The sequence below is a fragment of the Streptomyces sp. NPDC089919 genome (assembly GCF_040684615.1).
Classification (GTDB): Bacteria; Actinomycetota; Actinomycetes; order Streptomycetales; family Streptomycetaceae; genus Streptomyces.
Map to the genome: position 1 here is coordinate 16,445 of NZ_JBFBGK010000077.1, position 13,539 is coordinate 29,983.

The 13,539-nt window shown below is 74.9% G+C and carries 10 protein-coding genes, 4 tRNA genes and 1 other RNA gene; 6 read left to right on the forward strand and 9 right to left on the reverse strand.

Going from position 1 to position 13,539, the window contains the following annotated elements; translation table 11 throughout:
• Positions 1-36 precede the first annotated feature (36 nt).
• Positions 37-124: transfer RNA gene (locus tag AB0O40_RS26460), tRNA-Ser, on the reverse strand.
• Positions 125-231: 107 nt separating this feature from the next.
• On the opposite strand from AB0O40_RS26460, the gene ffs reads away from it, so the two are divergent.
• From ffs to AB0O40_RS26490, 6 genes are all read left to right on the forward strand, one after another.
• Positions 232-330: signal recognition particle sRNA small type (gene ffs, locus AB0O40_RS26465), an RNA gene on the forward strand.
• Between the two features lie 88 nt (positions 331-418).
• On the forward strand, positions 419-2,716 hold the full coding sequence (locus AB0O40_RS26470; protein WP_365046617.1) for a DNA polymerase III subunit gamma and tau: 2,298 nt from the start codon (positions 419-421) through the stop codon (positions 2,714-2,716).
• Positions 2,717-2,776: 60 nt separating this feature from the next.
• The gene (gene purD, locus AB0O40_RS26475) at positions 2,777-4,030 is read left to right on the forward strand and encodes a phosphoribosylamine--glycine ligase (protein WP_365046620.1); all 1,254 of its coding nucleotides are present in this window, start codon (positions 2,777-2,779) and stop codon (positions 4,028-4,030) included.
• A gap of 364 nt (positions 4,031-4,394) precedes the next feature.
• On the forward strand, positions 4,395-6,035 hold the full coding sequence (locus AB0O40_RS26480; RefSeq protein ID WP_365046677.1) for a hypothetical protein: 1,641 nt from the start codon (positions 4,395-4,397) through the stop codon (positions 6,033-6,035).
• 165 nt (positions 6,036-6,200) lie between these two features.
• Positions 6,201-7,685 carry a N,N-dimethylformamidase beta subunit family domain-containing protein gene (locus tag AB0O40_RS26485; protein WP_365046623.1) on the forward strand — a complete coding sequence of 495 codons (1,485 nt, stop codon included), beginning with the start codon at positions 6,201-6,203 and terminating at the stop codon, positions 7,683-7,685.
• Between the two features lie 111 nt (positions 7,686-7,796).
• The gene (locus AB0O40_RS26490; RefSeq protein ID WP_365046626.1) at positions 7,797-8,696 is read left to right on the forward strand and encodes a phosphoribosylaminoimidazolesuccinocarboxamide synthase; all 900 of its coding nucleotides are present in this window, start codon (positions 7,797-7,799) and stop codon (positions 8,694-8,696) included.
• 107 nt (positions 8,697-8,803) lie between these two features.
• On the opposite strand, the gene AB0O40_RS26495 is transcribed toward AB0O40_RS26490, so the two are convergent.
• The 8 genes from AB0O40_RS26495 to AB0O40_RS26530 all read right to left on the reverse strand — a co-directional run bounded on the left by AB0O40_RS26495 (position 8,804) and on the right by AB0O40_RS26530 (position 13,408).
• Positions 8,804-8,876: transfer RNA gene (locus AB0O40_RS26495), tRNA-Gly, on the reverse strand.
• Between the two features lie 22 nt (positions 8,877-8,898).
• Positions 8,899-9,516, reverse strand: a complete 618-nt coding sequence (locus AB0O40_RS26500; protein WP_365046629.1) for a response regulator transcription factor — start codon at positions 9,514-9,516, stop codon at positions 8,899-8,901.
• Positions 9,513-10,793 (reverse strand): histidine kinase, encoded by a 1,281-nt coding sequence (locus AB0O40_RS26505; protein WP_365046632.1) that lies wholly within the window; start codon positions 10,791-10,793, stop codon positions 9,513-9,515. Before AB0O40_RS26505 ends, AB0O40_RS26500 begins: the two co-directional genes overlap by 4 nt.
• Positions 10,794-10,815: 22 nt before the next feature.
• Positions 10,816-11,622 carry an ABC transporter permease gene (locus AB0O40_RS26510; protein WP_365046635.1) on the reverse strand — a complete coding sequence of 269 codons (807 nt, stop codon included), beginning with the start codon at positions 11,620-11,622 and terminating at the stop codon, positions 10,816-10,818.
• Positions 11,619-12,596: an ABC transporter ATP-binding protein gene (locus AB0O40_RS26515; RefSeq protein ID WP_365046638.1), complete on the reverse strand. Its 978-nt coding sequence runs from the start codon at positions 12,594-12,596 to the stop codon at positions 11,619-11,621. Before AB0O40_RS26515 ends, AB0O40_RS26510 begins: the two co-directional genes overlap by 4 nt.
• Positions 12,597-12,752: 156 nt before the next feature.
• Positions 12,753-12,825: transfer RNA gene (locus AB0O40_RS26520), tRNA-Gly, on the reverse strand.
• Between the two features lie 94 nt (positions 12,826-12,919).
• Positions 12,920-12,991: transfer RNA gene (locus AB0O40_RS26525), tRNA-Gly, on the reverse strand.
• A gap of 99 nt (positions 12,992-13,090) precedes the next feature.
• The gene (locus tag AB0O40_RS26530; RefSeq protein WP_365046641.1) at positions 13,091-13,408 is read right to left on the reverse strand and encodes an Lsr2 family protein; all 318 of its coding nucleotides are present in this window, start codon (positions 13,406-13,408) and stop codon (positions 13,091-13,093) included.
• Between the last annotated feature and the right edge of the window lie 131 nt (positions 13,409-13,539).

Here is a 13,539-nt window from a genome sequence, read left to right on the forward strand (position 1 = left end):
AGGGCCGGTCCGCCGAAGCGGACCGGCCCTCTGGGCTGGCGGAGGATACGAGATTCGAACTCGTGAGGGGTTGCCCCCAACACGCTTTCCAAGCGTGCGCCCTAGGCCACTAGGCGAATCCTCCGCGGCAAACAATACAAGACGTTGAGGGGTGCTAGCGAACGCGTTCGCCGGCGGGCTCCGCTCGGGGGAGGTGGGTCGATCCACGGGTGGTTCATCCGCTACGCTGGGGCCAGCCCCTCACGTGGCGCTATCTCACCCAACTCCCCCAGGGCCGGAAGGCAGCAAGGGTAAGTGGGCTCTGGCGGGTGCGTGGGGGGCGCTTGCGTTCCCGGACCGGTCGCCGCGCCCCCGTGGCCGCCGCATCCCGGCGGTCGCCGCGCCCCGGTTGTCGGCGGGCCCGGATAACCTCGTACTCGTGTCGTCCCTTGCGCTGTACCGCCGCTATCGCCCCGAGTCGTTCGCCGAGGTCATCGGGCAGGAGCATGTCACTGCACCCTTGCAGCAGGCCCTGCGGAACAACCGGGTCAACCACGCGTACCTCTTCAGCGGTCCGCGCGGCTGCGGCAAGACCACCAGCGCGCGCATCCTGGCCCGCTGCCTGAACTGTGAGCAAGGTCCCACCCCCACCCCCTGCGGTGAGTGCCAGTCCTGTCGCGACCTGGCGCGCAACGGCCCCGGCTCGATCGACGTGATCGAGATCGACGCGGCCTCCCACGGCGGCGTGGACGACGCCCGCGACCTGCGGGAGAAGGCCTTCTTCGGGCCCGCCTCCAGCCGCTACAAGATCTACATCATCGACGAGGCCCACATGGTGACCTCGGCGGGCTTCAACGCCCTGCTCAAGGTGGTCGAGGAGCCGCCGGAGCACCTGAAGTTCATCTTCGCGACCACCGAGCCCGAGAAGGTCATCGGGACGATCCGGTCCCGCACCCACCACTACCCCTTCCGGCTGGTCCCGCCCGGCACCCTGCGCGAGTACCTGGCGGAGGTCTGCGGACGCGAGCAGATCCCGGTCGAGGACGGCGTGCTGCCGCTGGTGGTGCGCGCGGGCGCCGGTTCGGTCCGCGACTCGATGTCCGTGATGGACCAGCTGCTGGCCGGCGCGGCCGCCGAGGGCGTCACCTACGCCATGGCCACCTCCCTCCTCGGGTACACCGACGGCTCGCTGCTCGACGCCGTGGTGGACGCCTTCGCCGCGGGCGACGGCGCGGCCGCCTTCGAGGTGGTCGACCGGGTCATCGAGGGCGGCAACGACCCCCGCCGCTTCGTCGCGGACCTGCTGGAGCGGCTGCGTGACCTGGTGATCCTGGCCGCCGTGCCGGACGCGGGAGAGAAGGGCCTGATCGACGCCCCGGCCGACGTGGTCGAGCGGATGCAGGCGCAGGCCTCCGTCTTCGGCGCCGCGGAGCTCAGCCGCGCCGCCGACCTGGTCAACACCGGCCTCACCGAGATGCGCGGGGCCACCTCCCCCCGGCTCCAGCTGGAGCTGATCTGCGCCCGGGTGCTGCTGCCGGCCGCCTTCGACGACGAGCGTTCGCTCCAGGCCCGGCTGGACCGGCTGGAGCGCGGCGGCGCCGCCTTCGCCATGGCCCAGCCCGCTCCGGGGGCCCCCGCCATGGGGTACGTCCCGGGTCCGGAGGCCCACGGCATGGCCCCGGTGGCCCCCGGTGGTGGCGCCGCCGCGGCCCGCGCGGCGGTACGCGGCCCCGGTGCGGCCCCCGCCCAGCCGCCGGCCCCCGCGGTCCAGGCCCCGGCCCCGCAGGCGCCGCCCGTCCAGGCACCGCCCGTCCAGGCGCCCGCCCCGCAGGCGCCCGCCCCGCAGGCGCCGGCCGCCCCCGAAGCGGTCCCGGCCGCCGCCCAGCCCGGCGCGTGGCCCGGCGCCGCGCAGCCCGGCTCCGGCCTGCCCGCCGCCGCGCCCGCCCAGGCCCCCGCTCCGGCCCCCGCCGCCCCCGCGCCCGGCGCCTGGCCCGGTGCCGCCCAGCCCGGTTCCGGCGCGGCCCCGGCGGCCGCGGCGCCGCAGCGCGGTGCCTGGCCCAGCGCGGCCCAGCCCGGCTCGGGCGGGCCCGTCCCCGAGGCTCCCGCCCCGGCGCCGGCCCCCGCCCCGGCCGCCCAGGCGCCCGCCGCCCCCGCCCCCGGCGGGGCGGGCATGGCCCAGGGCGCCGGCCAGGTGCAGGCGATGTGGCCCGGCATCCTCGAGGCCGTCAAGAACCGCCGCCGCTTCACCTGGATCCTGCTGAGCCAGAACGCCCAGGTCACCGGCTTCGACGGGACCACCCTCCAGCTGGGCTTCCCCAATCCGGGTGCCCGCGACAACTTCTCCAGCAGCGGCAGCGAGGACGTCCTCAAGCAGGTCCTGGCGGAGCAGTTCCAGGTCAACTGGAAGATCGAGGCCGTGCTCGGCGGCGCCGCCCCGGCCCCTGCCGCGGGTGGTTTCGGCGGCGGGTACTCCGCCCCCCAGCCGCCCGCCCCGCAGCAGTCGTACGCCCCGCCGGCCGCCCCCGCGGCCCCCGGCCCGGCGGCGCCCGCCGCCCCGGAGCCGCCGCGGGCCCAGGCGCCGGCCCCGTACCAGCCGCCCGCCCCGGCCCCGGTCGCCCCCGAGGACGACGTCCCCGAGGAGGACGACCCGGATCTGGTGGAGAGCGCGCTCACCGGCCACGACCTCATCGTCCGCGAGCTGGGCGCCACGGTCGTGGAGGAATATACGAACGAGTAGCCGGCCGGGGTTGGGTGCCCGCACAAAGATCACCAGGTCGGGCGGGCTAGGCTGCACCCCGTGAAGGTCCTCGTCATCGGCGGCGGCGCCCGCGAACACGCCCTGTGCCGCTCTCTGTCCCTCGATCCCGACGTCACCGCGCTGCACTGCGCCCCCGGCAACGCCGGCATCGCGGAGGTGGCCGAGCTCCACCCCGTCGACGCCCTCGACGGGGCGGACGTGGTGCGGCTGGCCACGGAGCTGGCCGCCGACCTGGTCGTGGTCGGCCCCGAGGCGCCGCTGGTCGCCGGGGTCGCCGACGCCGTGCGCGCGGCCGGCATCCCCGTCTTCGGCCCCTCCGGCGAGGCGGCGCAGCTGGAGGGCTCCAAGGCCTTCGCCAAGGACGTGATGGCCGGCGCAGGCGTCCCCACGGCCCGCAGCTACGTCTGCACCACCGCCGCGGAGATCGACGAGGCGCTGGACGCCTTCGGCGCCCCGTACGTGGTCAAGGACGACGGCCTGGCGGCCGGCAAGGGCGTGGTCGTCACCGACGACCTGGCCACCGCCCGCGAGCACGCCCTCGCGTGCGACCGGGTGGTCATCGAGGAGTACCTCGACGGCCCGGAGGTCTCGCTCTTCGCCATCACGGACGGCACCACCGTGCTGCCGCTCCAGCCCGCCCAGGACTTCAAGCGCGCCCTCGACGGCGACGAAGGCCCCAACACCGGCGGCATGGGCGCCTACTCGCCGCTGCCCTGGGCCGACCCGAAGCTGGTCGACGAGGTCATGGAGAGCGTCCTGCAGCCGACCGTCGACGAGCTGCGCCGCCGCGGCACGCCCTTCTCCGGCCTGCTGTACGCCGGGCTGGCGCTGACCGGCCGGGGCACCCGGGTGATCGAGTTCAACGCCCGTTTCGGCGACCCCGAGACCCAGGTGGTGCTGGCCCGTCTGAAGACCCCCCTGGCGGGCGTCCTGCTGCACGCGGCCAACGGCACCCTCGACCAGCAGCCGTCGCTGGCCTGGCGCTCCGACGCGGCCGTCACGGTCGTCGTCGCCTCGCACAACTACCCCGGCACGCCCCGCACGGGTGACCCCATCGAGGGGCTGGCCGAGGTGGCAGCCGAGGACGCCCCGCAGGCGTACGTGCTGCACGCCGGGACCGCGCTGCGCGGGGACGCGGTGGTCAGCGCGGGCGGCCGGGTGCTGTCCGTGACGGCGACCGGATCCGATCTGGCGCAGGCCCGGGACCGGGCGTATAAGGCCGTCGGCCGGATCCGGCTCGAGGGCTCCCAGCACCGCACGGACATCGCGCGCAAGGCGGCCGAGGGCAGCTGACCCCGGCCGCGGATCCCCGCCGATCCGCCGCGGAAGACCGCCGAAACCCCGTACGCACCGCCGAGCGGCGCTGCGCACGGTGACGGGGCCCGGTGCGCAACTACTGCGCCCGGGCCCCGTCCCGTACGACTGCATCCGGCCGCCCTCGAACGCACCCAGCTTTGCCCAAAGCCATTCCATCGGGTGAGCGATCCCCTATCCGGCTGACGCGCAACCGAGCCCCAACTATGGTGCGGCGCAAGCATTCCGGCACTTGGCCCACCGGCATTGCGATGTCGGTGGCGGGTGCCACAGTGGGGGAGTGAGCAAAGCCGTCGCAGGGCAGAGGGGGTGACGTCCGGCCGTGTCCGGAAGCAGCGTGGGTATGGAAGTGGGCGCGCAGGCCGCGCGCTCCCGGGCCGCCGCAGTGCTGCGCCTGCGCGGCCGCGCGCTGGCCGTCGCGCTGCTGCCGGCCGCCGTCGCGGTGGTCATGGTGGCCGCCCGGGCGACCGGCCGGCTGGCCGGTGAGACCTGGGCGGTGGTGACGCCCGTCGTGTGCGCGGTGGCGGCGCTGGTGCTGCTGCTCGCCGGGGTCTTCGGGGCCGTGGTGCTGCGCGCCCGGCCGGCGCTCACCCCGACCGTCCCGCTCTCCGAGGCGGCCGCCCCCGACCTCTACCGCCTGGTCGAGGACCTTGCCGAGCGGCTGGAGGTGCCGGCCCCGTCGGCGATAGCCCTGACCCCGGACTGCGACAGCTGGCTGGAGGACCGCACGCACGCCGCGCACCGGCGCCGCATATCCGGTGCGGCCGCGGAGGCCGGCGCCGCGCCCGTCCTGGTGATCGGCTCCCCTTTCCTGTGGTGGATGCGGGTGGCCGAGCTGCGTGCCGTGCTCGCCCCCGTGGTGGCCGGCACCGGCTCCGCCGCGGACCCGGACATAGCCGCCGCCCGCCGTTTCGTCCGGGGGCTCGACGCGGCCGCGGCCGTGGGCGAGCGCCGTGGCCTGCGCTGGGTGGGCCGGCTGGCCCGGCTGCTGCTGCGGCTCGGCCGGACCCATGCGGCCGAGATGGAGCGCGGGGTGGCCGCGGCGGCCTCCGAGCGCGCCCAGACGGTCGACTACGGCGTGCGGATCGTCGCCCAGGAGCAGGTCGGCCTCGCCTACGCGGGCTGGGACCGGCTGCTGACCCGGGTCGCGCTGCCCGCCTGGCGGCTGGGCCGCTGGCCCGCCCGGCTGGACGCCGGGGTGGTCTCCGCCCTCACCGAGCTCTCCCGGCGCGACCGGCTGGCCGAGGGGTTCACCTCCCGGCTGGGCGAGCGGCCGGCCTGTGACCTCCTGGAGCAGCCGGGTGCGGTGGACGAGGCCGCCTCGCTGCTGGCCGCGCGGCTCTTCCACGGCGGCCCGGCGGAGCCCGGCCCCGACTGGGCGCCGGTGGACTGGGCCGCGTATCCGGAGGAGGTGGTGGACCGCAAGTGGCGCACCGAGGCCGCCCGGCTGCACCGCGCCCTCGACGCCCTGACCGACCCCTACGGCCCGCCGCCCCCGGCCGTCCCCGCGGACCGGCCCCGGGCCGCGGAGCCCGCGCCCGAGGACCCCGGCCCCCCGCCGGCCGCCCCCGAGCCGCACGGCCCCACCCTGGAGCGGGTGCTCGCCTACTTCGCCGGCGGCGAGGGCGAGGCGCTGGCCGGCCGGATCGCGGCCGACACGGCCCGCGACGAGCGGACCGCCCCGGACCCGGGCCGGTCCGGCTGCGACGCCCTGCCGCTCTTCCCGCTCCAGCCGCCCCGGGCCGCCCGGGACCTGCTCGCCGACCACGTCACCGCCATGGTCTGCTGCGCGGCCGTGGACACCGCCGGCGCCGCCCCCGGCCTGGACTGGCTGGACGGCCCCGCGCTGCTGGTCGACGGCGCCCGCCGCACCGACCTCTCCCCGCGGGTCCTCTCGCTGGTCGAGGACGGCGACCCGGAGCCGCTGCGCTCCTGGCTGTCGGAGCTCGGTATCCGGGCCGACAAACCGGTGCGACTGGTCTGAAATCCCCCCACCCAACCGGATCATTCTGTTCCGCTCACGTCAATCCGCGACAAAGGGTGACGGAGCGCGTGCGTTATGTGATGTGCTGGGGTCGGTCGTGGACATCGCGGCGCTCCCGAGCGGGCCCGCGCGCGTTCGGGGGAAGCGAGGGAGGGGAGCAGCGGTATGGGTGCGGAGCAGATCCGGCGCTGGGAGTCGGGCGCCCTGGCGCACGCGGTCACCGATCCGTTCGGTCAGGGCCCGCTCCCCTGGTTCCGCGGCAGCGAGCTCTACTTCGACGACACCGGCCAGGTGGTCCCCTGGTACGTCGACGCCGCCGCGGCCCCCGACCAGATCGCGGCCGCCCGCACCCGCCCCGGCGGCGGCCCCCGCACCGCCGACGACGTGCACCGCCAGATCAAGGGCTTCACCTCCACCGGAGCGGTCGCCCCCGGCGAGGCCATCGACTTCCACATCACCGTCGACCCGCCCCAGCAGTTCTCCGTGGACGTCTACCGGATCGGCCACTACGGCGGCGACGGCGCCTCGAAGATCACCACCAGCCCCCGGCTCTCCGGCATCGTGCAGCCGGCCCCGCTCACCGCCGACCGCACCGTCTCCTGCCACCACTGGTGGCTCTCCTGGCGGCTCCAGGTCCCCTCGTACTGGAACCTGGGCGCGTACGTCGCGGTGCTGACCACCGCCGACGGCTACCGCTCCCACATCCCCTTCACGGTCCGCGACTCCCACCCCGCCGACCTGCTCCTGCTGCTGCCGGACATCACCTGGCAGGCGTACAACCTCTACCCGGAGGACGGCGTGACCGGCGCCAGCCTCTACCACGCCTGGGACGAACAGGGCCGGCTGCTCGGCGAGCGGGACGCCGCCACCACCGTCTCCTTCGACCGCCCCTACGCGGGCGCGGGCCTGCCGCTGCACGTCGGCCACGCCTACGACTTCATCCGCTGGGCCGAGCGGTACGGCTACGACCTGGCCTACGCCGACACCCGCGACCTGCACGCCGGCCGGGTCGACCCGAGCCGCTACCGGGGCCTGGTCTTCCCCGGCCACGACGAGTACTGGTCCGTCCCGATGCGCCGGACCGTCGAGTCCGCCCGGGACCACGGCACCTCCCTCGTCTTCCTCTCGGCCAACACCATGTACTGGCAGGTCGAGCTGGCCCCCTCGCCCTCGGGCGTGCCGGACCGGCTGCTCACCTGCCGAAAACGCAGAGGTCCGGGCCGCTCCGCCCTCTGGCGCGAGGTGGACCGGCCCGAGCAGCAGCTGCTCGGCATCCAGTACGCCGGCCGGGTCCCCGAGCCGGCCCCCCTGGTCGTCCGAAACGCCTCCCACTGGCTGTGGGACTCCACCGGCGCGGGCGAGGGCGACGAGCTGGCCGGGCTGGTCGCGGGGGAGGCGGACCGTTACTTCCCCCGCACCCAGCTCCCCGAGCACGAGGGCCGCATCCTGCTCGCCCACTCCCCCTACCGGGACGGCGAGGGCGCCCTGCGGCACCAGGAGACCTCCCTGTACCGCTCGCCCAGCGGCGCCCTGGTCTTCGCCTCCGGCACCTTCGCCTGGTCCCCGGCCCTGGACCGGCCGGGCCATGTCGACGAGCGGGTGCAGCGGGCCACCGCCAACCTCCTCGACCGGATCTGCAAGCGCGACTGACCGGCCCGTTCCCGGGCCGGCGCGGGGCGGCCGCCGCCACCCCCTGTGGGGCGGGCGCGCTCCGTGCGGGAGAATCGAGGTGCTCTTCATACAGAACCACAGGGAGACACCGTGTCCGGATTCGTCGAAAAGCCCGAGCCGGTTCAGGTTCCGGGCCTGGTCCACCTCCACACCGGCAAGGTCCGCGAGCTGTACCGCAACGCGGACGGCGACCTGGTGATGGTGGCCAGCGACCGCATGTCGGCCTACGACTGGGTGCTCCCCACCGAGATCCCGGACAAGGGCAAGGTCCTCACCCAGCTCTCCCTGTGGTGGTTCGACCAGCTCGCCGACCTGGTCCCGAACCACGTCATCAGCACCGAGCTGCCCGAGGGCGCCCCGGCCGACTGGGCCGGCCGCACCCTGATCTGCAAGCAGCTCGAGATGGTCCCGGTCGAGTGCGTGGCCCGCGGCTACCTCACCGGCTCGGGCCTGGCCGAGTACCAGGAGAGCCGGACGGTCTGCGGGCTGGCCCTCCCGGAGGGGCTGGAGGACGGCTCCGAGCTGCCCGCCCCGATCTTCACCCCCGCGACCAAGGCCGCGGTCGGCGAGCACGACGAGAACGTCTCCTACGAGGAGGTGGCCCGCCAGGTCGGCTCCGAGACCGCCGCGCTGCTGCGCCAGACCACCCTCGCCGTCTACTCCCGGGCCCGGGACATCGCCCGGGAGCGCGGGATCATCCTCGCCGACACGAAGTTCGAGTTCGGCTTCGACGGGACGACCCTGATCGCGGCGGACGAGGTCCTGACCCCGGACTCCTCGCGCTTCTGGCCGGCGGACCAGTGGCAGCCGGGCCGCGCACAGCCCTCGTACGACAAGCAGTTCGTGCGCGACTGGCTGACCGGGGAGTCGGGCTGGGACCGCAGGTCCGAGACGCCCCCGCCGGCCCTGCCCGAGCACGTGGTCGCGGCCACCCGCGCCAAGTACATCGAGGCGTACGAGCTGCTGACCGGCCAGGCCTGGCAGCTCTGACCCCGCCCGGCGCCCGGCCCGGGGGTCCCTGTGACCCGTGGGCCGGGCGCCGGTGCTCCGGGCATACGAGAAAGGCCCCAGTCTCTCGACTGGGGCCTTTCCTACCGAGCGGACGACGAGATTCGAACTCGCGACCCTCACCTTGGCAAGGTGATGCTCTACCAACTGAGCCACGTCCGCATGCGCCGTAGCGCGAGACCAACTATACCCAACCTTTCAGGCGGGCGAGCCGCACCGCCGCATGCCGGTTCTCCGCCCCCAGTTTCGCGGCCGCCGAGGACAGGTAGTTGCGCACCGTGCCGGGCGACAGCGCGGCCCGCTCGGCGATCTCCGCGACCGGGGCGCCGTCCGCCGCGAGTTCGAGGAGTTCTGCCTCGCGGGCGGTCAGCGGGGAGTCCCCCGCGCTGATCGCGTCGGCCGCCAACTCCGGGTCCACGTACCGCCCTCCGGCGTGCACCGTCCTGATGATCTCGGCCAGCCGCTGGGCCGAGACGGTCTTGGGGACGAAGCCCCGGACCCCGGCCGCCAGGGCCCGCTTCAGGTACCCCGGCCGCCCGTGACTGGTCACGATCATGGTGCGGCAGTCCGGGAGTTCGGACCGCAGGGATGTGGCGACGCTCACACCGTCCGCCCCCGGCATCTGGAGGTCGAGCACGGCCACGTCCGGCCGGTGCGCCCGCGCCATCGCCAGTGCCTCCGGACCCGACGCGGCCTGGGCGACCACCAGGAGGTCGTCCTCCAGGCCCAGCAGCGCCGCCAGCGCTCCCCGGATCAGGTGTTCGTCGTCGGCCAGCAGGATCCGTACGGACGCCCCGCTCATGCCCCGCTCCCTTCCTCCGCCGAAGCCCAGGCCGAAGCCGAAGCCGGGCCCGGGCCGGGAGCCGTCGCCCCGCCCGGCACCGGCACCGTCGCGGTCAGCCGGAACCGCCCGCCCGCCACCGGCCCGGCCGCCAGCGTGCCGTCCAGCACCGCCAGCCGCTCCCGCAGCCCGGCGAGCCCCGAGCCCGGCGGGCCCGAAGGCGCCCCCGGCGCGCCGTCGTTCTCGATCTCCAGCACCGCGGGCGCCGCCCCCGATCCGCCGCTGAGCCGGATCCGGGCGGTGCGCGCGTCCCCGTGCCGCAGCACGTTGGTCGTCGCCTCCCGCACCACCCAGCCCAGCGCGGACTGCACCGCGGGCGGCAGCCCGCCGCCGGCCGCGGCCTCCACCCGGCAGTCGATCCCGGCGGCCGCCAGCACCCCGCGCGCGCCCTCCAGTTCCACCGCCAGGTCGGCCTCCCGGTAGCCCCGGACCACCTCCCGCACCTCCCGCTGCGACTCCCGCGCGATCCGCTGCACCTCGACCATCTGGTCCACCGCCTCCGGGCGTTCGCGCATCGCCAGCTGGACGGCGAGCTCGCTCTTGAGCGCGATCACCGCCAGGTTGCGGCCCAGTACGTCGTGCAGGTCGCGGCCGAAGCGCAGCCGCTCCTCGGCGACCGCCAGCCGGGCCCGCAGCTCCCGCGAGCGGTCCAGCTCCCACACGACCCGGATCAGCCAGGCCGAGAAGCCGGAGGTGACGGCGAAGAGCGTGCAGGCGAGGAAGGTGCCGATGCCGTACCCGACGGCCTCCCAGCCCCGCCCGAACACCACCACCGCGAGGGCCGTGGCGGCCGTGGCCCCGAGGACGGCGTACATCGTCTCGCGGACCCGGCGCAGGCACAGCACCAGCGCGAGCAGCCCGAAGCCCACCGTGCCGAGCACCAGCATCGGCAGCGTGCGTTCGTCCCCGAGCAGCCCGCCGGCCGCCAGCCCGAGGGCGCCGAGCGCGATCAGCGCGGTCAGCGCGAGGAGCGCCGCCGCCGTGCGCACCGGCCGCCCGCGGCGGCCGCCGACCCAGCCGATCGCGCGGCTGGAGAGCAGGTACACCAGCACCGCGTGCCCGCAGACCAGCAGGTCCAGCGCGAGCCCGACCCCGCTGAAGCCGGTGCGGACCCCGAGCGCCGAGCCCGCGACGGACAGCACCTCGGTCAGGGCGAAGACGGCGTACGACCCCCGGGTGTAGAGCTCCACCTTCGACGCGCTGCCGCGCCGCTGCCACCACTGCGTCAGCCCGGACATCCCCGCACCCTCCCCGGATCCCTCAGCGCCGCGGCTCCCAGCGGAACCGGCGCCGTACCGCGTCCCCCGTGATCATCACCCAGAGCAGGGTGAGGACCGCGGCCCGCACCAGGTTCCCGGTCCCGGCGGTGCCGAGCCAGCCCGCGCGGACGAAATCCATGGCCCCGCTGAACGGCAGCAGTGCGCAGACGTCCGCCAGCGTGCCCGACAGCGCCTCCCGGGGCACCAGCATCCCGGATCCCATGGCGGCGGCCAGGAACAGCGGCAGGACGGTCAGCCCCGCGGTCTCGACGGTCCGGGTGAAGGCCGAGGTCAGCGCGGCCAGCCCGGCCGAGAGCAGGGCGACGGCCAGGATCCCGAGGACCAGCAGGTCCGGCCGCCGGGGCGCCGGTACGCCGAGCAGTGCCGCGGCGCCGGCGGTGAGCACCGCGCACTGGGCGAGGCCGATGAGGGCCGAGGGCAGGGCGGTGCCGGCCAGGATCTCCAGGTCGGTGGGCTCGCCGGTGCGCAGCCTCTTGAGGACCCGCTCCTCCCGGCGTGCCGTGTAGGTGGCGGTCAGCCCCATGTAGAGGACCAGGACCAGGATCAGACCGGTGCCGCCGACGACCGTGGCGGCCCCGACTCCCATCGGGCGGTCGGCCTCGGACATGCCGGTGACCGTGGAGCGCAGCATGAACAGCATCGCGGCCGGCATCAGCAGGGCCAGGGCGAGGCTGTTGCGGTTGCGGCCGAGCAGGGTCAGCTCGGCGCGGCCCAGGGCTGCCAGCCGGGCCCGGCTCGGGCGCGGCAGCCCGGTCCGGGGGCGTACGGCGGTCTTCTGCAGGCTCATCGGACACCTTCCGTAGTGCGGTCGGCGATCTCCAGGAAGGCCTCTTCCAGGGACGCGGAGCGGGCGTCGAGCCGGTCCAGCGCCACGCCCGAGTCGGCGGCCCAGCGCAGGAGTTCGCCGAGGGTCTGCTGGAGCGCGGTGGTCCGGATCTCCACCCGGGGGCCGTCGGCGGCGGCCCGCAGTGCGAGCGGCAGCCGGGCCGCGGGCACGTCCGGGGGCAGCCGGAAGCGGATCCGGGCCGGCCGGGAGGCGGTGACCTCGTCCGGGCTGCCGGTGAGGACCAGTTCGCCCGCGTGCAGGATGCCGAGTCGGTCGGCCAGCAGCTCGGCCTCCTCCAGGTAGTGAGTGGTGAGGAGCACGGTGGTGCCCTCCGCGCGCAGGGCCCGGACGAGGTCCCAGGTGTCGCGGCGGCCCTCGGGGTCCATGCCGGCGGTCGGTTCGTCGAGGAAGAGCACGTCGGGGCGGCCCAGGAGGGCGAGTCCGAGGTCGAGCCGGCGGCGTTCGCCGCCGGAGAGCTGTTTGACCCGGACGTCGGCGCGGGCGGCGAGCCCGACCCGCTCGACGACCTCGGTGCGGCGCGCGGCGCCGGTGGGGCCGCGGGCTCCGGTGGTGCAGCCGGCCCACATGCGGACGGTCTCGGCGACGGTGAGGTCGGCGGGGAAGCCGCCCTCCTGGAGCATGACCCCGGTCCGGGGCCGGACCTCGGCGCGGTGGGCGTAGGGGTCGAGGCCCAGGACGCGGACGGTGCCGCCGCTGGGCCGGGCCAGGCCTTCGAGGAGTTCGACCGTGGAGGTCTTGCCGGCGCCGTTGGTGCCGAGCAGGGCGAAGACCTCGCCCCGGTCGACGGTGAAGGAGACCCCGCGGACGGCGTCGAAACCGCCGGCGTAGGTGCGGCGCAGCGCGTCGGCACAGATCACGGGGCCGGCGCCGGGACGTTCGGCGGCGGCGGGCGGGAAGGAGCTGGCGGAGGTCATGCCTCCAGGTTTCCGCCGTCCTGGTGCGCCGGTCAGTGCGCGATGTCATCGGCCTTGCTGACATTTGTCAGTGGCGGGGGGCGCGGGGCCGGTGGCGGCGGGGTTCCGGATCCGGGAAACGCAGAAGGCCCGGTCGATGACCGGGCCTTCTCTCTGAGCGGACGACGAGATTCGAACTCGCGACCCTCACCTTGGCAAGGTGATGCTCTACCAACTGAGCCACGTCCGCATGCCTCCGACCATCGGCTTGAAAAATCGAAGCCGCCGGGCGGTGCGAGCACCACTCTACCCGATCCACCGGAGTGGTCGGTCAAGCGGTACAGAGCGGGTGACAGGAATCGCACACTGCGCCTTCCCCCTGGAAGGGGGATGTTCTGCTACTGAACTACACCCGCACGACTCGGGAGGCTTTGACCTGCGGTCTTGGCCCCTCGGCGTGATCCACACACTAGCGGATCTGACGGGGTGGTTGGCAAATCGGCCCCGGGGCCGGGTCAGTGGGCCTCGTTGTAGGCCTCGTAGACCTTCTTCGGGATCCGCCCCCGCGGGGGCACGTCGAGCTGGTTGGAGCGGGCCCAGGCGCGGACCACCGCCGGGTCGGGCGCCAGGGAGGTGTGGCGGAAGGTCTTGCCGGAGCGGGCCTGGCGCCGGCCGGCCGCCACGTAAGGGGCCAGGCTCTTGCGAAGTTCCTTTGCGTTGGCAAGATTGAGGTCGATCTCGTACGACTTCCCGTCGAGCCCGAAGACGACCGTTTCCGCCGCTTCTCCGCCATCGATGTCATCGGAGATCGTGACTACTACGCGCTGCGCCACGGATATCGGGTCCCTTCGCGCGACGCCACCGCCCTGACGTGCGGTGATGTCGACAGTATGGATGTTTCGGAACAATGCGGGTTAGCCGCGTAATCCCGGGGGATTCCTTTGTACCGCGATTCCCAATGCAT

Coding starts and splice junctions, on each gene's coding strand:
- AB0O40_RS26480 (WP_365046677.1), top strand. CDS start 4,395: ATGGAAGTGGGCGCGCAGGCCGCGCGCTCCCGGGCCGCCGCAGTGCTG.
- AB0O40_RS26485 (WP_365046623.1), top strand. CDS start 6,201: ATGGGTGCGGAGCAGATCCGGCGCTGGGAGTCGGGCGCCCTGGCGCAC.
- AB0O40_RS26500 (WP_365046629.1), bottom strand. CDS start 9,516: ATGAGCGGGGCGTCCGTACGGATCCTGCTGGCCGACGACGAACACCTG.
- AB0O40_RS26505 (WP_365046632.1), bottom strand. CDS start 10,793: ATGTCCGGGCTGACGCAGTGGTGGCAGCGGCGCGGCAGCGCGTCGAAG.
- AB0O40_RS26510 (WP_365046635.1), bottom strand. CDS start 11,622: ATGAGCCTGCAGAAGACCGCCGTACGCCCCCGGACCGGGCTGCCGCGC.
- AB0O40_RS26515 (WP_365046638.1), bottom strand. CDS start 12,596: ATGACCTCCGCCAGCTCCTTCCCGCCCGCCGCCGCCGAACGTCCCGGC.